This is a genomic window from Achromobacter spanius, from assembly GCF_029637605.1.
GTDB lineage: Bacteria > Pseudomonadota > Gammaproteobacteria > Burkholderiales > Burkholderiaceae_B > Achromobacter > Achromobacter spanius_E.
Window position 1 is genome coordinate 6038193 of record NZ_CP121261.1, and the last position, 20292, is coordinate 6058484.

General features: G+C 63.6%; 15 protein-coding genes. 8 read left to right on the forward strand and 7 right to left on the reverse strand.

What is annotated here, in order from left to right; all coding sequences use genetic code 11:
- Positions 1-38 precede the first annotated feature (38 nt).
- From sdhC to P8T11_RS27080, 7 genes are all read left to right on the forward strand, one after another.
- Positions 39-455 (forward strand): succinate dehydrogenase, cytochrome b556 subunit, encoded by a 417-nt coding sequence (gene sdhC / locus P8T11_RS27050; RefSeq protein WP_100857263.1) that lies wholly within the window; start codon positions 39-41, stop codon positions 453-455.
- On the forward strand, positions 456-839 hold the full coding sequence (gene sdhD, locus P8T11_RS27055) for a succinate dehydrogenase, hydrophobic membrane anchor protein (protein ID WP_100857262.1): 384 nt from the start codon (positions 456-458) through the stop codon (positions 837-839).
- Between the two features lie 3 nt (positions 840-842).
- On the forward strand, positions 843-2621 hold the full coding sequence (gene sdhA, locus P8T11_RS27060; protein ID WP_268079207.1) for a succinate dehydrogenase flavoprotein subunit: 1779 nt from the start codon (positions 843-845) through the stop codon (positions 2619-2621).
- Positions 2622-2639: 18 nt separating this feature from the next.
- On the forward strand, positions 2640-3356 hold the full coding sequence (locus tag P8T11_RS27065; RefSeq protein ID WP_268079206.1) for a succinate dehydrogenase iron-sulfur subunit: 717 nt from the start codon (positions 2640-2642) through the stop codon (positions 3354-3356).
- Between the two features lie 37 nt (positions 3357-3393).
- Positions 3394-3654 carry a succinate dehydrogenase assembly factor 2 gene (locus P8T11_RS27070; RefSeq protein ID WP_006218128.1) on the forward strand — a complete coding sequence of 87 codons (261 nt, stop codon included), beginning with the start codon at positions 3394-3396 and terminating at the stop codon, positions 3652-3654.
- Positions 3655-3674: 20 nt separating this feature from the next.
- Positions 3675-4985, forward strand: a complete 1311-nt coding sequence (gltA, locus tag P8T11_RS27075; RefSeq protein ID WP_268079205.1) for a citrate synthase — start codon at positions 3675-3677, stop codon at positions 4983-4985.
- Positions 4986-5085: 100 nt separating this feature from the next.
- A complete protein-coding gene (locus P8T11_RS27080; protein WP_268079204.1) occupies positions 5086-6219 on the forward strand; it encodes a hypothetical protein in 1134 nt (377 codons plus the stop codon).
- Here P8T11_RS27080 and P8T11_RS27085 read toward each other — a convergent pair.
- The 3 genes from P8T11_RS27085 to mdeB form a co-directional block, all read right to left on the reverse strand.
- On the reverse strand, positions 6209-6661 hold the full coding sequence (locus tag P8T11_RS27085; protein ID WP_268079203.1) for a DUF2214 family protein: 453 nt from the start codon (positions 6659-6661) through the stop codon (positions 6209-6211). The genes P8T11_RS27080 and P8T11_RS27085 overlap by 11 nt on opposite strands.
- A 153-nt stretch (positions 6662-6814) precedes the next feature.
- A complete protein-coding gene (locus P8T11_RS27090) occupies positions 6815-9112 on the reverse strand; it encodes an NADP-dependent malic enzyme (protein WP_268079202.1) in 2298 nt (765 codons plus the stop codon).
- Between the two features lie 440 nt (positions 9113-9552).
- Positions 9553-12240, reverse strand: coding sequence for an alpha-ketoglutarate dehydrogenase (gene mdeB, locus P8T11_RS27095; protein ID WP_268079201.1), 2688 nt, complete (start codon positions 12238-12240; stop codon positions 9553-9555).
- Positions 12241-12458: 218 nt separating this feature from the next.
- Here mdeB and P8T11_RS27100 point away from each other — a divergent pair, with 218 nt between their 5' ends.
- Complete coding sequence (locus P8T11_RS27100) at positions 12459-14516, forward strand: OPT family oligopeptide transporter (RefSeq protein WP_268079200.1); 2058 nt, start codon at positions 12459-12461, stop codon at positions 14514-14516.
- 49 nt (positions 14517-14565) lie between these two features.
- Here the strand turns inward: P8T11_RS27100 and P8T11_RS27105 are convergent, their stop codons facing one another.
- From P8T11_RS27105 to puuE, 4 genes are all read right to left on the reverse strand, one after another.
- On the reverse strand, positions 14566-16071 hold the full coding sequence (locus P8T11_RS27105) for a nucleobase:cation symporter-2 family protein (protein WP_268079199.1): 1506 nt from the start codon (positions 16069-16071) through the stop codon (positions 14566-14568).
- Positions 16072-16286: 215 nt separating this feature from the next.
- Complete coding sequence (locus tag P8T11_RS27110) at positions 16287-17516, reverse strand: M20 family metallopeptidase (protein ID WP_268079198.1); 1230 nt, start codon at positions 17514-17516, stop codon at positions 16287-16289.
- A gap of 6 nt (positions 17517-17522) precedes the next feature.
- Positions 17523-19301, reverse strand: coding sequence for a 2-oxo-4-hydroxy-4-carboxy-5-ureidoimidazoline decarboxylase (gene uraD, locus P8T11_RS27115; protein ID WP_268079197.1), 1779 nt, complete (start codon positions 19299-19301; stop codon positions 17523-17525).
- A gap of 11 nt (positions 19302-19312) precedes the next feature.
- Positions 19313-20257 (reverse strand): allantoinase PuuE, encoded by a 945-nt coding sequence (gene puuE, locus P8T11_RS27120; RefSeq protein WP_268079196.1) that lies wholly within the window; start codon positions 20255-20257, stop codon positions 19313-19315.
- Positions 20258-20292: the final 35 nt, after the last annotated feature.

Genomic DNA, 20292 nt, shown 5'->3' on the forward strand with positions numbered 1-20292 from the left:
CCGTCACGATTCCCTAGTTCAGAAACACCGAGGCCGTCATGTCCGACACCGCTGCCAAGCCACGTCCGCAGTTTCGCAATATTGGGCTTGCCCAAGTTGCGTTCTCCTATCGCCTGCCCCTGGCCGGCAAGCTGTCCATCCTGCACCGCATCAGCGGCATTTTGCTGTTCCTCTGTTTGCCCTTGGTCATCGTGCCGCTGTTCGCAGCAAGCGTGGCCGCTCCGCAAACGTTCGCCTGGATCGCCTCCATCGCGGCCAACCCGATCGTCAAGCTTGTCTTCCTGGTCCTCGTCTGGGGCTACCTGCATCACTTCTGTGCCGGCATCCGCTACCTGCTGCTCGACTTGCACATCGGTATCGACAAGCTGTCGGCCAAGAAAAGCGCCGGCGTGGTCTTCGGTGTCAGCCTGGCGCTGACGCTGGTGTTCGGTCTCAAACTGTTCGGAGTGCTGTAAATGGCCGCCGCTAAAAACTACGGACCCAAGCGCCTTGTCGTCGGCGCGCACTATGGCGTCATGGATTTCATCATTCAGCGCATCACCGCCGTCATCATGGCCGTGTATACGCTGGTGCTGCTTGTTGGCATCTTGATGATGCCTGCCTTCACGTATGAACACTGGGTCAAGCTGTTCAATTTCTACGTGGGCTTCATTCCGGTTGGCCAGATCCTGGCCTCCCTTGCATTCATTGCGTTGGCCTGGCATGCCTGGATTGGCGTGCGCGACATCTGGATGGACTACGTCAAGCCGGTGGGCCTGCGCCTGCTGTTGCAAGTGCTGACGATCCTCTGGCTGATCGGTACGGTCGTTTACTTCGCGCAAATCCTCTGGAGCATTTAAGCCGTGGTCTCTGTCATGAAATCCTTGCCGCGCCGCCAGTTTGATGTGGTGGTCGTTGGCGCCGGTGGAGCCGGCATGCGTTGTTCGCTGCAACTGTCCCAAGCGGGCCTGTCCGTTGCAGTGCTGTCCAAAGTGTTCCCCACGCGTTCGCACACCGTTGCCGCTCAAGGCGGCGTGAGCGCCTCGCTGGGCAACATGAGCGAAGACAACTGGTACTGGCACATGTACGACACCGTCAAGGGGTCGGATTGGCTGGGCGACCAGGACGCCATCGAATTCATGTGCCGTGAAGCGCCGAACGCCGTGTACGAGCTCGAGCACTTCGGCATGCCGTTCGACCGCAACCCCGACGGCACGATCTACCAGCGTCCGTTCGGCGGCCACACCGCCAACTTCGGTGAAAAGCCGGTGCAGCGCGCCTGTGCTGCCGCCGACCGCACCGGCCATGCGCTGTTGCACACCCTCTACCAGCGCAACGTTGCCGCGCGCACCCAGTTCTTCGTCGAATGGATGGCGCTGGACCTGCTGCGCAACGAAGCCGGCGACGTCGTCGGCGTGACCGCCCTGGAAATGGAAACGGGCGAAATCTACATCCTGGAAGCCAAGACCACGGTGTTGGCCACCGGCGGCGCCGGCCGTATCTGGGCCGCTTCCACCAACGCCTTCATCAACACCGGTGACGGCCTGGGCATGGCGGCGCGCGCCGGCATCCCGCTGCAAGACATGGAATTCTGGCAATTCCACCCCACCGGCGTGGCCGGCGCGGGCGTGCTGATCACCGAAGGCGTGCGTGGCGAAGGCGGCATCCTCTTGAACAAGGATGGCGAACGCTTCATGGAGCGCTATGCGCCCACGCTGAAGGACCTGGCCCCGCGCGACTTCGTGTCCCGCTCGATGGACCAGGAAATCAAGGAAGGCCGCGGTTGCGGTCCGGACGGCAGCTACGTTGTGCTGAAGCTGGATCACCTGGGCGCCGACGTCATCAACAAGCGTCTGCCCTCGATCCGCGAAATCGCCATCAAGTTCGGCAACGTCGACCCGATCAAGGAACCGATCCCCGTCGTCCCGACCATTCACTACCAGATGGGCGGCATTCCGGCCAACTACCACGGCCAGGTGCTGTCGCGCGAGAACGGCGAGAACAAGGTCGTCAACGGCCTGTACGCCATCGGCGAATGCGCCGCGGTGTCCGTGCACGGCGCGAACCGCCTGGGCACGAACTCGCTGCTGGACCTGATCGTCTTCGGTCGCGCCACCGGCAACCACATCGTGAATTCGCATCCGGAGCGCCAGCGCGCGCACCAGGAACTGCCGAAGCAAGCCGTGGAATTCTCGCTGGACCGCGTGAACAAGCTGGAATCGCGCACCTCGGGCGAAAAGACGCAAGACATCGGCAACGCCATCCGCTTCTCGATGCAGCGCCACTGCGGCGTGTTCCGCACGCTGGAACTGCTGAACGAAGGCGTGACGCAGATCGAAGATCTGGCCAAGACCGCCGACAACATCTACTTCAAGGACAAGTCCAAGGTGTTCAACACCGCGCGCGTCGAAGCGCTGGAACTGGCCAACATGACCGAAGTGGCCCGCGCCACGATCAAGTCGGCCGCTGCCCGTACGGAAAGCCGTGGCGCTCACGCGCTGGACGACCACCCGACGCGCGACGACGAGAACTGGCTCAAGCACACGCTGTGGTATTCCGAAGGCAGCCGCCTGGATTACAAGCCTGTGCAGATGAAGCCGCTCACCGTTGAGTCCTTCCCGCCCAAGGCGCGTACCTTCTAAGTCCGGATAGAGCCCATTATGAGCACCAAGAGAATCGTCAAGTTCGAAATCTACCGCTACGATCCGGACAAGGACGAGCGCCCCTACATGCAGAAGCTGGACGTTGAGCTTCAGCCCACCGACAAGATGCTGCTTGATGCGCTGGTGCGCATCAAGAACGACGTCGATGACAGCCTGGCCCTGCGCCGCTCGTGCCGTGAAGGCGTGTGCGGTTCGGACGCCATGAACATCAACGGCAAGAACGGCCTGGCCTGCACGACGAACCTGCGCGAATTGAAGCAACCCATCGTTCTGCGTCCGCTGCCGGGCCTGCCCGTCATCCGTGACCTGATCGTGGACATGACGCACTTCTTCAACCAGTACCACTCGATTCGTCCGTACCTCATCAACGACGCGCCGCCGCCCGAAAAAGAGCGCCTGCAGTCGCCCGAGGCACGCGAAGAACTGGATGGCCTGTACGAGTGCATCCTGTGCGCGTGCTGTTCCACTTCCTGCCCGTCTTTCTGGTGGAACCCGGACAAGTTCGTCGGCCCGGCCGGCCTGCTGCAAGCCTATCGTTTCATCGCGGACAGCCGCGACGAAGCCACCGGCGAGCGTCTGGACAACCTGGAAGATCCGTACCGCTTGTTCCGTTGCCACACCATCATGAACTGCGTCGACGTCTGTCCCAAGGGGCTGAACCCGACCAAGGCAATCGGCAAGATCAAGGAACTGATGGTCCGCCGCACGGTCTAGTTTTTAGTGTGAAGACTTTTGTTTTTATGGTGTAACGATGAGCAGGCTAACTGAACTGGAGCGGGCGCGTCTGCGTTGGCGGGCGCGCCGCGGCCTGCTCGAAAACGACTTGATCATCACTCGGTATCTTGACGCTTACGAGGCCGAACTTACCGATGATGATGTGGCCGCATTGACCCAGCTTTTCGAGATGGGAGACAACGATCTTCTCGACCTGCTGCTGGCCCGCAAGGAACTCGAAGGCGACCTGGACACCCCCAGGCTTCGGGGCATTATTGGCCAGATGCGCGCACTCTGATTAATGTGAGAGGAATAAACATGAACCTGTCTGACAAAAAAGCCACTCTATCCTTCTCGGATGGCAGCGCACCCATTGAGTTCCCTGTCTACAAGGGCACGGTCGGTCCGGATGTGATCGACATCCGCAAGCTGTATGGCCAGACGGGCATGTTTACGTTTGACCCCGGCTTCATGTCCACCGCGGCGTGCGAATCGGGCATCACGTACATCGACGGCGACAAGGGCGAACTGCTGTACCGCGGCTTCCCCATCGAGCAGTTGGCCGTCAACTGCGACTTCATGGACATCTGCTACCTGATCCTGAACGGCGATCTGCCGAACGAGGAACAGAAGGCCGACTTTGATTCGCAAGTGACCCATCACACGATGGTCAACGAGCAACTGCATTTCTTCCTGCGCGGCTTCCGCCGCGACGCGCACCCGATGGCCGTGCTGACGGGTCTGGTTGGCGCGCTGTCCGCGTTCTACCACGACTCCACCGACATCACGAACCCGCAGCATCGCCACATCTCGGCCATCCGCCTGATCGCCAAGATGCCGACGCTGGTTGCGATGGCGTACAAGTACTCGCAAGGCCAACCGTTCATCTATCCGCAGAACGACCTGTCCTACACGGGCAACTTCCTGCGCATGATGTTCGCCACGCCCTGCGAAGACTACAAGGTCAACGAAGTTGTTGAACGCGCGCTGGACCGCATCTTCATCCTGCACGCCGACCACGAGCAAAACGCGTCGACGTCCACCGTGCGCCTGTGCGGTTCGTCGGGCACCAACCCGTTTGCCGCCATCTCGGCCGGCGTGGCTTGCCTGTGGGGCCCGGCTCACGGCGGCGCCAACGAAGCTTGCCTGCAAATGCTGGAAGAGCTGCAAGCCAACGGCGGCATCGACAAGGTCGGTGAGTTCATGGAGAAGGTCAAGGACAAGAACTCGGGCGTGCGCCTGATGGGCTTTGGCCACCGCGTCTACAAGAACTACGACCCGCGCGCCAAGCTGATGCAGGAAACCTGCAAGGAAGTGCTCTCGGCCCTGGGCCTGGAAAACGACCCGCTGTTCAAGCTGGCCATGGAACTGGAACGCATCGCCCTGTCGGATCCGTACTTCGTCCAGCGCAAGCTGTACCCGAACGTGGACTTCTACTCGGGTATCGTCCAGCGCGCCATCGGCATCCCGACCTCGCTGTTCACGGCCATCTTCGCGCTGGCCCGCACGGTGGGCTGGATTGCCCAGTGGAACGAAATGCTGTCGGATCCCGACTACAAGATCGGCCGTCCGCGCCAGCTCTTCACGGGTTCGGTGACCCGCGACGTGCCCCCGATGGACAAGCGTTAATCCGCTTTTCCTTTCGGCAAGTGAATGACAAGAAACCGCCTTCGGGCGGTTTTTTGTTGCCTGCGCAAGGGGGCGATGGGGCGGCGGATATGCGGATATCATGCTGGCCATGATTCCTTTCTCGCTTCCTCCGGCCAGTTTCTACCTGCTGCTTTGGTTTGGCTTGCTTGCCGGCGTCGTGCTCGGCGTTTGGGCCCTGTTGCTGGCGATCAGTGCCGGCCATCGCCGTACGGTCCGCAAATACTGGAAGACGTCGGCCGTGCTGTTCATGGTGCTGGCGGTGCCCTTTGCTTTCTTCGTGTGGGTCCACTTCATGGTCCAGCAAATCGAGCGCGAGATCGAGCGGGCCGAGGCGGCGCGCAACGTGACGCTGGAACAAGCAACTACCGTGGGTGGCGTGGCCATGCCCGCCGGCACGCGCTTGAAGCTGCAAGACGAAGGGCAGTGGGAAACCTACGTCGAAGCCGAATTTCCGGCGCCTACGCCCGTCTTCGGCGTGCAGGCGATGCGGGTTCGCCGCTATCTGAATGCTGAGTACGAGAAAGACAGCTACGCGCTGATTCAGCGGTATCCGCGTAGCGTCATCCTGACCGGCCAGGGCGACCAGACGGTGCTGGGTTGGCGCTGCGACAGCACGCATGACATCGAGTTCGATACCGAGTCCGACGGCGCGATGAAGGCCTTGAGCCAGTGCCGGCTGGGTAGTGGCAACCAGATTGAAGGCCTGGCGATCCACTCGGGCTCGGTGCTGTACGGATCAAACGGCACGGTGTACGTGGACGGCTCGACCGACCCGGACCGCTGGCGCATCGACGTTAAGGATCCCGTGGCGGTGCAGGTGTTCGGGCTGATGTTGAGCGAGCCCCGGATATACCTGGATGCCGAGCGGCGCTTGCTGCGGGTCAGCGACGCCGAGCTTGCCTGCCGCGTGCGGCGGGGTGGCTTTGACTATGCAGCGGGTACGCGGGTCAAGTCCATCCGCCGCGTCATCGATGGGCGGCGCGAATCCTTTCCCGGCGTGCTGGTGTTCAGCCCCAGGGTGGGGCAAGTGGCCAGACGTGAAGGCCATGCCGATGTGCCCGAAGGCATGTCGGTCATGCAGGCACTGGATGGAACGTTTCTCGACATCGTGAAAAACGACCAGGTTGGCGTTTTTGAATTCGCGACCTTCGTCGTGGAAGGCAACGCGCCGGCCGCTCCCGCACGGGCGCGTTGCCCCTCCCTTACACGCTGATGTGGCGCGCCATCAGCACCGCGAACAGCGGCAGGAAAATGAACAGGTGCGCTTCGATCATCACCCAGCGGCGCACGCGCTTGATCTCGGGCAAGGTGGGCACGAAGTCCGCTTGTTGGCGCGCCTGCTTTGCCCAGCGGAAGATGGCCAATGTGGGCGGGATCGAACAGAGTGCAATGATGACAAACAGCGTGATCTTGGCGTGAAACCACGGGCTGCTCATGTAGAAGGCGGCGCCCTTCACGCCCTGCGTCAGCCGCAGCAGCCCGGTGATCAGCACCAGCACGGCGCTGACGCCATACAGGCGATCGTAGATCACCAGGCGCTTTACGCCACTGGCGCTCAGGTCGGGGCGCAGCAGCACGGCTTCGGCGGTCAGCACCACCACCAATACGAAGATCGCCAGGTAGTGAAACCAGGCATATAGGGCATCGGCCAACATGTCGTCTCCAGGAAATAGGTCAAGCATGGTTTTACCATCGGCCCGAGGCGCGGCGTCGATCAGGCGGCATGAAAATGCGGCTTCGGCGGTAAAAAATGTGCCATGAAAAAAGGCGCCCCGAAGGGCGCCTTTGGCATCAAGACCCGCGCGTGATCAACGGCGCTTCTTGGCGGCGTCGGCGGCTTCCTGCTGTGCATCCACCACGGCCAGGGCCGTCATGTTGATGATGCGGCGCACGGTGGCGCTGGTCGTCAGGATGTGCACGGGGCGCGCGGCGCCCAGCAGGATGGGACCCATCGCGACGCCATTGCTGCCCGTCATCTTCAGCATGTTGTACGTGATGTTGCCGGTGTCCAGGTTCGGCATGACCAGCAGGTTGGCGCGACCCTTGAGCGTGCTGTCCGGGTAGGCCAGCACACGGATCTTTTCCGACAAGGCGGCGTCGGCGTGCATTTCGCCGTCCACTTCCAGGTCGGGCGCGCGTTCCTGCACCAGCTTGCTGGCGGCGGCCATCTTCATCGACGATTCCGTGACGCGGCTGCCGAAGTTCGAATGCGACAGCAGGGCAATCTTGGGCACCACGCCAAAGCGCAGCATTTCGTCGGCGGCCTGGATGGTGATGTTGGCCACTTCTTCCGACGTCGGATTTTCGTTGACGTGGGTGTCGGTGACGAACAGCGTCTGGTCAGGCAGCATCAGCACGTTCAGGGCGGCGTAGGTCTGGCCTTCCTTCTTGCCGATGATTTCGTCGACATACTTGAGCTGGTTGTCGTACTTGCTGGCCACGCCGCACAGCAGCGCGTCGGCATCGCCGCGACGCAGCAGCATCGCGCCGATCAGCGTGTTGTGCTTGCGGATCATCGCCTTGGCGATGGCCGGCGTGACGCCTTCGCGGCCTTTCAACTGGTAGTACGCGGTCCAGGTTTCGTTGAAGCGCTCGTCGTCTTCCGGGTCCACGATTTCGAAATGCTCACCGGCCACCAGGCGCAGGCCGGCCTTGGTGATGCGCATCTCGATGACCGACGGACGGCCGATCAGGATCGGGCGGGCCAGCTTTTCGTCAACCACGGTCTGCACGGCGCGCAGCACGCGTTCGTCTTCGCCGTCGGCATAGATGACGCGCTTGGGCGCCTTCTTGGCCTGGGCGAACAGCGGACGCATCAGTTGGCCGGAGTGGTACACAAAGCCCATCAGCTTCTGGCGATAGGCTTCGATGTCTTCGATGGGGCGGGCAGCCACGCCGGAATCGGCGGCGGCTTGGGCCACGGCCGGCGCAATCTGGAAAATCAGGCGCGGGTCGAAGGGCTTGGGGATGATGTAGTCGGGGCCGAACGACAGTTCCTGGCCAGCGTAGGCGCGGGCCACTTCATCGTTCTGCTCGGCTTGCGCCAGTTCGGCGATGGCCTTCACGCAAGCCAGCTTCATTTCTTCCGTGATGCGCGAAGCGCCGGCATCCATGGCGCCGCGGAAGATGAAGGGGAAGCACAGCACGTTGTTGACCTGGTTCGGGTAGTCCGAACGGCCGGTGGCGATGATGCAATCCGGGCGGGCGGCCTTGGCCACTTCGGGGCGGATTTCCGGTTCGGGGTTGGCCAGCGCCAGGATCAGCGGGCGGTCGGCCATGGTCTTGACCATGTCGCCCGTCAGCACGCCAGAGGTCGAGCAGCCCAGGAACACGTCGGCGCCGTTGACCACGTCGGCCAGCGTGCGCGCGTCGGTCTTTTGTGCGTAGCGCTTCTTGTTGGCTTCCATGTTTTCATCGCGGCCATCCCAGATGACGCCACGCGAATCCACGACAAAGATGTTCTCGCGCTTGACGCCCAGGTGAACCAGCAGGTCCAGGCAGGCGATGGCGGCAGCACCGGCGCCCGAGCACGCCAGCTTGACCGAGCCGATGTCCTTGTTCACGACCTTCAGGCCGTTCAGGATGGCGGCCGACGAAATGATGGCGGTGCCGTGCTGGTCGTCATGGAAGACGGGAATCTTCATGCGCTCGCGCAGCTTCTTTTCAATGTAGAAGCATTCGGGCGCCTTGATGTCTTCCAGGTTGACGCCGCCCAGCGTGGGCTCCAGCGCCGCGATGATGTCGACCAGCTTGTCGGGGTCGTTTTCGGCCAGTTCGATGTCGAACACGTCGATGCCGGCAAACTTCTTGAACAGGCAGCCCTTGCCTTCCATGACCGGCTTGGCGGCCAGCGGACCGATGTTGCCCAGGCCCAGGACGGCGGTGCCGTTGGTGATCACGCCCACCAGGTTGCCGCGCGAGGTGTACTTGGACGCGGCGTCATCGCCCTGGTCGAAGATGGCCATGCAAGCTGCCGCCACGCCGGGGGAATAGGCCAGCGACAGGTCGTCCTGGTTGGCCAAGGTCTTGGTCGGGACGACCGAGATTTTGCCGGGGGTGGGATAGGCGTGATAGTCCAACGCCAATTTGGTAAGAGTTTCGTCCATGGGATCGGGGCCTCTGAGGCACTAACTGAGAAAGAAAACGGGATGAAAAACGAATGACAAACGGCGGGCTCGCGGCCCGCCGGTTTCTTTGCGAAATGCTTAGGGAACACCCGTATTTCACCAGAAAGCGCGGGCGCTTGGTTGTTGCAGTGCAGCGATCAGGCGCGTTTGATCAAGAACGGGTCGGATTATGTTTAAGTGGCGACGGGTTCCCCGCCAGCTCCCGTCGGATCGTAGGATGGGTGTAGCGCGCGATGGCCGGGACAAGAAACCGGTGCCGACCGCGCAAACCCATCAAGCAGCGGCTGAACAACAGACGCGATAGGCAAGAAAGCAGCGCGTGTTGTGGCTGCTCTATTTAAGGATTCCGCCGTTGCTTGATGGGTTTCGCGCGATCGTTGGTGGGGTTCTTGTCACCGGTCTTTCGCGCTACACCCATCCTACGAGTTCCACGGTGCGGTTTTACGGGTGCGGGTGTTCAGCTTGTCGCGCAGCTTGTCGGCGTCTGCTTGCCGGCCCAGGCTGTCCAGCGCGTAGAGCGTGATCCAGTCGGCGCCGACTTCGAAGAAGTCGCGCAGTTGCGCGCGGGTGTCGCTGCGGCCAAAGCCGTCGGTGCCCAAGGTGCGATACGGCGCCGGAACCCAGGCGCGGATCTGTTCGGGCACGGCGCGCACATAATCGGTGGCGGCGATGACGGGCGCCTGGCTGTCGCCCAGGCAGGTGCGGACCCAGTCCGCGCCGCTGGCCGTGTCCAGGCCCAGCACGCGGGCGCGTTCGGCTTCGCGGCCGTCGCGGGCTAGTTCGGAAAAGCTGGTGACGCTCCAGACCTCGGCGTCCACGCCGTATTGCTCGCGCAGCCGCTCGGCGGCCATTTCGGCCTCGCGCAGCATGGGGCCCGCGCCCAGCAAGCGAACGTCTGCCTGCTTGCGCGCGGCGCGCAGGCGGTACATGCCGCGCAGGATGCCCTCGCTGACGCCGTCGTCGGCGGGCATGTCCGGCTGCGCCAGGTTTTCGTTGGTGACGGTCAGGTAGAAGAACTCATCATGCTGCTCGTCCAGCATGCGGCGCATGCCGTGTTCGACGATCACGGCAACCTCGTAGGCGTAGGCGGGATCGTAAGCGCGGCAGTTCGGCACGGCGGCGGCCATGATGTGGCTGGAGCCGTCCTGGTGTTGCAGCCCTTCGCCGCCCAACGTCGTGCGCCCGGAGGTGGCGCCGATCAGAAAGCCACGGGTGCGCTGGTCGGCCGCGGCCCAGATCAGATCGCCGATGCGTTGGAAGCCGAACATCGAGTAATAGATATAGAACGGCAGCATCGGCAGGCCATTGACCGAATAGCTGGTGCCGGCCGCCGTCCACGACGAAATCGCCCCGGCTTCGGTAATGCCTTCTTCCAGGATCTGGCCGTCGCGCGCTTCGCGGTAGTACAGCACCGAGCCGATGTCCTCGGGCTCATACAACTGGCCTTGCGCCGAATAGATGCCGATCTGGCGGAACAGGTTGGCCATGCCGAAGGTGCGGGCCTCGTCGGCCACGATGGGCACAATGCGCGGGCCCACGGTGCCATCCTTGAGCAGCGCGGTAAGCATGCGCACGATGGCCATGGTCGACGACATTTCCTTGCCACTGGCGGCCAGCGCGAAGCGCGCCCAGTGTTCAGCGGAAGGCGGCGTCAGGCGCGGTGCTTCGGTGCGGCGGCGGGGAATGTGGCCGCCCAGCGCGGCGCGGCGCGCCTGCAGGTGGCGCAGTTCGGCGCTGTCTTCGGCGGGTCGGTAGAACTTCAGTGCCAGACAGTCGGCGTCAGAGATCGGCAGGGCGAAGCGGTCGCGAAAGGCCAGCAAGGCCTCGTCGTCCAGCTTCTTTTGCTGATGCGTCGTCATCTTGCCCTGGCCCGCCGCGCCCATGCCGAAACCCTTCTTCGTTTGCGCCAGGATCACGGTGGGCTGGCCGCTGTGCTTGGCCGCGCGATGGTAGGCCGCATGGATCTTCACCATGTCGTGGCCGCCGCGGTGCAGGCGGTCGATGGCCTCGTCGGTCCAGTCCGCCACCAGCGCGGCCAGCTCGGGGTGCTGATTGAAAAAATGCGCGCGATTGAACGCGCCGTCGTTGGCGGCGAAAGTCTGGAACTGGCCGTCGACCGTGTTGGAGAAGGCGCGGGCCAGCGCACCGTTGGCGTCGCGGGCAAGCAGGGCGTCCCAGTCGCTACCCCATACCAGCTTGATCACGTTCCAGCCGGCGCCCGCGTACAGCGTTTCCAGCTCGTCGATGATGCGGCCGTTGCCGCGCACCGGGCCGTCCAGCCGTTGCAGGTTGCAGTTGACGACGAACACCAGGTTGTCGAGCTTCTCACGCGCGGCCAGCGTCAGGGCCGCGATGGATTCCGGCTCGTCCATTTCGCCGTCGCCAAAAATGCCCCAGACCTTGCGGTCGCTGGCGGGCGCAAGCGAACGGTGCTCCAGGTAGCGCATGAAGCGCGCCTGATAGATCGCATTGATGGGGCCGATGCCCATGGACCCCGTCGGGAACTGCCAGAAATCGGGCATCAACCAAGGGTGGGGGTAGGACGACAGCCCGCGCAGGCCGCGCGTAGTAGCGGTGATTTCCTGGCGGAAATGCGCCAGGTCGTCCTCGCCCAGGAAACCTTCAAGAAAGGCGCGGGCGTAGACGCCGGGCGCGGAGTGCGGCTGCATGTAGACCAGGTCACCCGGGCCATCGGCCGATTGCGCGCGGAAGAAGTGGTTGAAGCCCACTTCAAACAGGTCGGCGGCGGAGGCATAGCTGGCGATGTGGCCGCCCAGTTCGCCGTGCGCCTGGTTGGCGCGCACCACCATGGCCAGGGCGTTCCAGCGGTTGATGCGGGCGATGCGTTCTTCCACGGCCAGATTGCCCGGAAAAGGCGGCTCTTGGCTGGCGGGAATTGTATTCAGGTAGGCGGTGCGCGTCTGGCTGTTGGCGCGCAACCCCAGCGACGCGGCATGCCCCAGCACGCTATCCAGCACATAGCCCGCGCGGTCTGCTCCGTCGGCCTCAAGCAGCGACTGCAAGGCGTCGCGCCATTCGGCGGTTTCCGTGGGATCGGCGTCAGACCCGGTGTGATGGCCGGGGGCGGGGTGGCTCGCGTCGCGCATGGGTGTTGTCTCCTGTTATCGCTCGATGCTAGACCTGTGTGGGTGGCATGAGTCATCAAATTCATAGGGAGATGCCGGGAATTTCAGCATAATCTTTTGCCGATGTTCCCCTTGCCGGCAGCTTCTGCGGCCTGGCGGCGCTTACTCGTGGTGACCACTGGGTGGACGCCGAAGCGCTAGAATGTGCGGTTTATTCGCATTCACAACGGGAGACTTCAATGACTCAACCCGTCAGCGTCCCGGCAAACGTCACGCTACCGGAACTGACGTTCCGGGGCATTTTGCTGGGCGCCCTGATTACCGTGATCTTCACGGCCTCGAACGTCTTCCTGGGGCTGAAGGTGGGCCTGACGTTTTCGTCCGCCATACCGGCGGCGGTCATCTCGATGTCGGTGCTGCGCATGTTCAAGGACGCCAACATCCTTGAAAACAATATGGTGCAGACGCAGGCCTCGGCGGCCGGCACCCTGTCGGCCATCATCTTTATCCTGCCGGCGCTGGTCATGATGGGCCATTGGCAGGGCTTCCCGTTCTGGCAGACGCTGGGCATTTGCGCGGCCGGCGGCATGCTGGGCGTGATGTTCACCATTCCACTGCGCCACGTGATGGTGGTGCAGAGCAAGCTGCCGTACCCGGAAGGCGTGGCGGCGGCCGAGATCCTGCGCGTGGGTAGCGCTGAACGGGCGCAAGACGCGGCCGAGGGCAACGCAGCGGACAAGACATCCAGCAAGCCCGCCGCGACCGGCATGGGCGATATCGTCGCGGGTGGCGTGGTGGCCGCGGTGGTCAGCTTTGCGGCCAACGGCTTGCGGGTGCTGGGCGACAGTGTCAGCGGCTGGTTCGCGCTGGGCGGCGCGGTGTTCCGGCTGCCCATGGGCTTTTCGCTGGCGCTGCTGGGCGCGGGCTACCTGATCGGCATCGTGGCGGGCCTGGCGATGCTGACCGGGCTGATCATTTCCTGGGGCATTGCCGTACCCGTGCTGACCGCGATGGGCGACATGCCGGCCGGGCAATCCCTGGCCCAGTACGCCACCGGCCTGTGGTCGTCGCAAGTGCGCTTCATTGGCGCGGGCGTGATCGGCGTGGGTGCAATCTGGACGCTGGCGACCTTGTTCGTGCCCATGGCACGCGGCGTCAAGGCCTCGTTTTCGGCGTTGACCAAGGCGGGCGCGGCGCGCGCGGGCCAGGCGCCGCGTACGGAACGCGACTTGTCGGCGGGCTGGATTTCGATCGTGACGCTGGTGCTGGTGGCGGTCTTGGTCATCACCTTCCAGGTGTTCCTGTCGGGCGCGCCCGTGTCGGCCGGCGCCGTCTGGAAACTGGTGGCCTACGCCGTGCTGTTTGCCTTTGTGTTCGGCTTCCTGGTGGCCGCGGCCTGCGGCTACATGGCAGGCCTGGTGGGGTCATCGACCAGTCCGATTTCGGGCGTGGGCATCGTGGCCATCGTGCTGGTGTCGCTGTTGATGCTGGCCCTGGGCGGCGAATTGCTCCAGGCGCAGAACGGCGTGCAGATGGCGATTGCGCTGTCCATCTTCAGCACCTCAGCGGTGGTGGCGGTGGCGTCCATTTCCAACGACAACCTGCAGGACCTGAAGACGGGCTGGTTGGTCGGGGCAACGCCGTGGCGCCAGCAGGTGGCGCTGCTGATAGGCTGCGTGGTTGGCGCGGCGGTGATTTCACCCGTGCTGGACTTGCTCTACAACGCCTACGGTTTCGCGGATGCGATGCCACGCGAAGGCATGGACCCCACGCAAGCGCTGTCAGCGCCGCAGGCCACGCTGATGCTGGCGATTACGCGCGGCATTTTCACGCACCAATTGAATTGGACGATGATCCTGATCGGCATGGCCGTGGGGGTTGCGCTGATCGTGGTGGACGAAATTCTCAAGCGTACCTGCCGCGTGGCGCGCATTCCGGTGTTGGCGGTGGGCATCGGTATCTATCTGCCGCCGACCGTGGCGGCGCCGATTGTCGCGGGCGCGGTGCTGGCTTGGTTGCTGGAGCGGGCCTTGCGCCGCCGTGCGGTCGCCGCCGGAACCCCGTATGAGCAATTCGCCGATGCGCCGAACCGGCGCGGCGTGCTGATTGCCTCGGGCCTGATCGTGGGCGAGAGCCTGGTGGGTGTGTTGATGGCGGGCATCATCGGCGCGGCCGGTACTGATGCGCCCTTGGCGATCGCGGGCGAGGATTTCTCGGCGACGGCGTCTTATCTGGGCCTGGCCGTCTTTGTCTTGGTGGCGGTCATGTTCTGGCGCCGGGTGATGCGGCTGGCATAAAGGGCCGGCCGGCCCCAACAGGGACCGGCCGCGACGGTCAACAACCCGATCAGTGTTCTTCGGCCTGTAGCGCAGCGGTGATGATGGCGCGTTGGTCGTGCGTGGCGCCATTGAGGAACAGGTTCAGCAGCACGGCCGATAGCGACGCCAGCAGAATGCCGGACTCAATCAACGTGTGCAGCGAGTGCGGCATCCACTGTTTGAAATTGGGCGCGATCAGCGGCACCATGCCGATGCCGATCGACACCGCCACGATCATGGAATTGTGGCGGTTGCCCTTGAAGTCCACGCCCGACAGGATGCGGATGCCGGTGGCGGTAACCATGCCGAACATGACGATGCCGGCGCCGCCCAGCACCACGGTGGGCAGTGATTCCACCAGCGCCGCCATCTTGGGCAGCAGGCCCAGCACCAGCAGGATGATGCCACCCGCCACGCATACGAAGCGGCTTTTCACGCCGGTCACCGCCACCAAGCCGACGTTCTGCGAAAAGCTGGTGTACGGGAATGTGTTGAAGATGCCGCCGATGAGCGTGCCCAGGCCGTCCGTGCGCAGCCCGCGCGCCATGTTCTCCTGGCTGATCTCGCGCTCGGTCATTTCGCCCAGCGCCAGGAACATGCCGGCGGATTCGATCATCACCACCACCATGATCAGTGCCATGCTCAGGATCAACATGGGGTCGAACCTTGGCATGCCGAAATGGAAGGGCAGGACGATGTCGAACCAGTCGGCCTGGCCGATTTTCTCGAACGTCATGATGCCGGTGGCCGAGGCCACGATGGCGCCGATCACGATGCCTAGCAGCACCGAGATGTTGGCAATGAAGCCGCGCGTGAATTTGACGATCAGCAGGATGGACGCCAGCACCAGCACGGCGATGCCGAAGCCGGTCAGGTCGGCATAACGCGGGTTGGGCATCGACGGCATGATGGCGAAGCCTTGCGGCACGGGCGGGATGGCGCTGCCCGGCGAGGTAACGTCGGCCAGCCACTTTGCGTAGATGGGGTCCACGATGACGGGCGCGGTGGGGCCGGACGGGTTGCCGAACACCCAGTTGATGCCGACCCGCATCAAGGTGATGCCGATGACCGTGATGATGGTGCCCGTTACCACGGGCGGAAAGTAGCGCAGCATGCGGCTGATCATCGGGGCAACCAGGATGGAGATGATGCCCGCCCCGATGATGGTCCCGAATAGCAGTTGTGCGCCGCCTGGGCCGGGGTTGGCGTTGGCCATCGCCACCATGGGGGCTACCGCAGCGAACGTGACGCCCATCATGACGGGCAGTTTGATGCCGAACCACTGCGTGGCGCCCAAGGTCTGGATCAAGGTCACCAGGCCGCAACAGAACAGGTCCGCCGAGATCAGCATGGCGACTTCGTCGGGCGTCAGGTTCAAGGCGCGGCCGACGATCAACGGTACGGCCACCGCGCCGGCATACATCACCAACACGTGTTGCAGGCCCAACGCCGCCAGTTTGCCCGAGGGCAGACGCTGGTCAACGGGGTGGAGGTCTTGAGACGCGCTGGACGGCGCGGGCGATGCAGCCTGCATGGGAAAGTCTCCTGGCGGAGTGAAATGTCGGTCGGGAAAATCCTGAAAAGCAGTTCTTGTGTACGAGGAATGTATACAGCCAGGCGGGGTTCTCGAAATAGAGGAAAACCCGAATCAAATAGACATTATTAGTTACGTTATGTAGGAAAGTTCGGGATGTACAGCAGTGATGGAACATGACGCCGCGCATGGGCGGCGTCATGTCTTGCCGTAACTCAGACCGGCTGAAGCAGGTCTGACAAGGTGCGCGCGATGACCTTGGTGGCTCGGCGCAAGTCTTCCAGCACGACGCGTTCGTCGTTGCGCTTGGCGTGTGATTCCAGCACGGTGCGCGGGCCGGCGCCGTAGATCACGCCGGGAATGCCGGCCTCGCCGTACAGGCGCACGTCGGTATAAAGCGGCGTGCCCATTGCGGGTATGGGTTCGCCAAACAGCGCTTCCCCATGCTTCTGGATGGCGTCCACCAGGGGCTGATTACCCGGCAGCGGGCGCATCGAATTGGCCAGCAACAGGCGTTTGATGTCGATGGTGATGCCTGGCGTGGCGGCCGCCGCTTCCTGGATGATCCGGCGGATGTCCGCTTCCACTTCAACGGCATTTTCTTCGGGGATCATGCGCCGGTCCAGCTTGAAGCTGACCTTGCCGGGCACCACGTTCGTGTTGGTGCCGCCTTCAATGCGTCCGACATTCAGGTAGGGATGGCTGATGCCGGGCACGTCCGACCTAATGTCCTGGTAGCGCGCGTTTTGTGCGTACAGCGCATTCAGGATTTTGACCGCGCCTTGCAGCGCGTCCACGCCGGTTGACGGAATGGCGGCATGCGCCATCTTGCCGTGCACCGTCACGTCCATTTGCAGGCAGCCGTTGTGCGCGGTGACCACTTCATAGCTGAACCCGGCGGCGATCATCAGGTCGGGCTTGGTCAGGCCTTGCGACAGCAGCCAGCCGGGGCCCAACAAGCCGCCGAATTCTTCGTCATACGTAAAGTGCAGTTCAACGGCGCCATGGCTGGGCTTGGCCACGGCTTCCAATGCGCGCACGGCGTAGGTGAAGCTGGCGAAGTCGCTTTTGCTGACGGCGGCGGCGCGGCCGTACAGGCTGCCGTCTTCAATGTCAGCGCCATAGGGGTCGTGCTGCCAGCCGTCGCCGGGGGGCACCACGTCGCCGTGGGCGTTCAGCGCCACGCGCCTGCCGGGGCCGTACTCGCGCCGCACGATCAGGTTGGTGATGGATTCCATGCCGTAGTCCCGCACCTGTTGCGTGGGGACGGCGTGCGCTTCGGCTTCAAGGCCCATTTCCTTGAGCAATTCGGCGGTGTGGACCGCGTGCGGGGCGTTGTTGCCGGGCGGCGTGTCGGTGGGTACGCGCACCAGCGATTGCAGGAAGCGCACCTGCTCGTCAAAGTGGGCGTCGACCCAGGCGTCTAGTCGGGCGTAGTCAGTCATGGCGGTTTAGCGTTTGATGTCGTTGGCAAGATCGTCCAGCAGGCCTTGCATGGCTTGCGCGGCCAGTTGGATGTCGTCTCGGGTGGTGGATTCGCGGGGGTTGTGGCTGATGCCGTGGTTCTGGCCGCGCACGAAAAGCATGGCCTGGGGCATGACTTCATGCAGCTTCATGGCGTCGTGCCCGGCGCCGCTGGGCATGCGATGCACCGGCACGCCCAGCGCATCGACGGCGCGTTCCCAGCGCTGTTGCCACGCGGGGTCGCTGGGCGCGGCGGCGGCGCGCATGGTTTCTTCAAGCGCATAGCGCAGGCCGCGGCGTTGGCAGATGGCGTCAAGTTCGGCCAGCACGTCGTTCACCAGCGCGTCGCGCTGTGGATCGCTGGGGGCGCGCAAGTCCAGGCTGAAGCGGCATTCGCCCGGCACCACGTTGATGGACCCGCTGGGCACTTCCAGCATGCCGATGGTGCCGACCGAATCGCCGTCACGCGCCGCGCGCTGTTCCACATACAGGGCCAGTTCGGCCGTGGCGGTGGCTGCATCGCGGCGCCGGTTCATGGGCGTGGTGCCCGCATGGCAGGCCATGCCGAAGATCTGCGCCTGGTAGCGCACGCTGCCGTTGATGGACGTGACGATGCCCAGCGGCAGGCCCATTTCGTACAGCACCGGCCCTTGTTCGATGTGGACTTCGACAAAGCCCAGATAGCGCGACGGGTCGCGGCGCAGCTTGGGGATGTCGTCAATGCACAGGCCCGCATGCAGCATGGCGTCGCGCATGGTGACGCCCTGGGCGTCTTGCTGGTCCAGCCATTCGGGTTTGAAGTGGCCGATCAGCGCGCCGGACCCCAGGAAGGTTGCGCGGTAGCGCTGGCCTTCTTCTTCGGCAAAGCCGATGACTTCCAGGTGGTAGGGCAGGCGGCGGCCCTGGCGGTGGAGTTCGCGCACGCAGGCCATGGGCACGAAGATGCCCAGGCGGCCATCGTATTTGCCGCCATTGCGCACGGTGTCGTAATGGCTGCCGGTCATCAGCGTGGGGGCGTCGGCGTGGTCGGCGCGGTAGCGGCCCACCACGTTGCCCACCGCATCGATTTCCACTTCGTCGAAGCCGCAATCGCGCATCCAGTGCGAAATGCGTTGCGCGCAGGCGCGGTGCGCCTCGGTCAGATAGGTGACGGTAAGCTGGCCCTTTTCGGCGTAGCCGGGGTCGCTATGGATGCTGAGGCGTTCCTGCCAGTCCCAGATGTCGTTACCCAGGCTCAGGTCCACGTCGAATTTATCCGCCAGGCGGATCTCGACAATGCGGTGGATGTTACGCAGCGCTTCCTGGCGTTCAACGTCGGGCGGGTTGTCGAGCCGGCGCGAGAATTCATCGATGATCTGCTGGCGGTTCAGACCCGTGCCGCGCGCGCCGCGTACGGCCAGGATGAACGGAAAGCCGAAGCGCGCGTGGTAGTCGGTGTTCAGTTGCTGCAAGCGCGCCAGTTCGTCGGGCGAGCAATGCGTGAGCCCCGCTTGATCCTGTTCGTTGGTGGACTCCGCGGTCAGGCTGTTTTGCAGCATGGCGCGGCCGGCCAGTTCCGGGTGCGCGCGGATCAATGCCAACTGCGCTTCGATATCGGCCTGGTCCAGCACCTGCCGCATCTGGTCCTGCAAATGCGCCAAGGACCGGAAAGGACGCGCCGCCAACGCTTGCCGCGCGATCCACGGCGAATGTTCGTACAGGCCATCAAGAATGGCCAGCGCCGCCTCGGGCGTGGCGGCATTGAGTTGTTCCAGCGTATGGGGCATGGTTGTCGCGCTCAACGGTTGGGTAGGTAGGGATGGGTGGCTTTCCAGTGCCGGGCGATGTCCAGGCGGCGGCACACCCAGACGTGGTCATGACTGGCGATGTGGTCCAGAAACCGCTGCAACGCCGTGATGCGGCCCGGGCGCCCCAGCAGCCGGCAATGCATGCCGATGCTGAGCATCTTGGGCGCTTCGTCGCCTTCGGCGTAGAGCACGTCGAAACTGTCCTTCAGGTACTGGAAGAACGGGTCGGCGTGTGAATAGCCCTGGGGCAGGGCGAAGCGCATGTCGTTGCAGTCCAGCGTGTAGGGCACGATCAATTGCGGGACGACGGCGCCGTCGCTTTTTTGTACCTGCATCCAGAAGGGCAGGTCGTCGCCGTAGTAGTCGCTGTCGTATTCAAAACCGCCGTAGTCCGCCACCAGGCGGCGCGTGCGGGGGCTGTCGCGCCCGGTGTACCAACCCAGCGGCCGCGTGCCGGTCAGTTGCGTGATGGCGTCCATGCCTAAACGCATGTGTTCGCGCTCGGTGGCTTCGTCCACGTTCTGGTAGTGCACCCATCGCCAGCCATGGCAGGCAATTTCGTGGCCCAGTTCGGTGAATGCCGCCGTCAGTTCGGGATGGCGCTGCAAGGCCATGCCCACGCCGAATACGGTCAGCGGCAGTTGGCGTTTTTCGAATTCGCGCAGGATGCGCCATACGCCGGTGCGCGACCCGTATTCATAGATGCCTTCCATGCTGAGGTGCCGGTCGGGGTAGCTGGCCGGGTTGAACATTTCCGACAGGAATTGTTCGGAACCAGGGTCGCCATGCAGCACGCTGTTTTCGCCGCCTTCTTCGTAATTCAGCACGAACTGCACGGCGATACGCGCGCGCCCGGGCCATTGCGCGTGGGGTGGGTTGCGGCCATAGCCGACGAGGTCGCGGGGATACGGAAGCGTGGAATCGTAGGTGTTCATGAAGGAATGGGCACAGAGCGGTGGGGCACAGAGCC

Coding starts and splice junctions, on each gene's coding strand:
- sdhC (WP_100857263.1), top strand. CDS start 39: ATGTCCGACACCGCTGCCAAGCCACGTCCGCAGTTTCGCAATATTGGG.
- sdhD (WP_100857262.1), top strand. CDS start 456: ATGGCCGCCGCTAAAAACTACGGACCCAAGCGCCTTGTCGTCGGCGCG.
- P8T11_RS27065 (WP_268079206.1), top strand. CDS start 2,640: ATGAGCACCAAGAGAATCGTCAAGTTCGAAATCTACCGCTACGATCCG.
- P8T11_RS27070 (WP_006218128.1), top strand. CDS start 3,394: ATGAGCAGGCTAACTGAACTGGAGCGGGCGCGTCTGCGTTGGCGGGCG.
- gltA (WP_268079205.1), top strand. CDS start 3,675: ATGAACCTGTCTGACAAAAAAGCCACTCTATCCTTCTCGGATGGCAGC.
- P8T11_RS27080 (WP_268079204.1), top strand. CDS start 5,086: ATGCTGGCCATGATTCCTTTCTCGCTTCCTCCGGCCAGTTTCTACCTG.
- P8T11_RS27085 (WP_268079203.1), bottom strand. CDS start 6,661: ATGTTGGCCGATGCCCTATATGCCTGGTTTCACTACCTGGCGATCTTC.
- P8T11_RS27090 (WP_268079202.1), bottom strand. CDS start 9,112: ATGGACGAAACTCTTACCAAATTGGCGTTGGACTATCACGCCTATCCC.
- mdeB (WP_268079201.1), bottom strand. CDS start 12,240: ATGCGCGACGCGAGCCACCCCGCCCCCGGCCATCACACCGGGTCTGAC.
- P8T11_RS27100 (WP_268079200.1), top strand. CDS start 12,459: ATGACTCAACCCGTCAGCGTCCCGGCAAACGTCACGCTACCGGAACTG.
- P8T11_RS27105 (WP_268079199.1), bottom strand. CDS start 16,071: ATGCAGGCTGCATCGCCCGCGCCGTCCAGCGCGTCTCAAGACCTCCAC.
- P8T11_RS27110 (WP_268079198.1), bottom strand. CDS start 17,516: ATGACTGACTACGCCCGACTAGACGCCTGGGTCGACGCCCACTTTGAC.
- uraD (WP_268079197.1), bottom strand. CDS start 19,301: ATGCCCCATACGCTGGAACAACTCAATGCCGCCACGCCCGAGGCGGCG.
- puuE (WP_268079196.1), bottom strand. CDS start 20,257: ATGAACACCTACGATTCCACGCTTCCGTATCCCCGCGACCTCGTCGGC.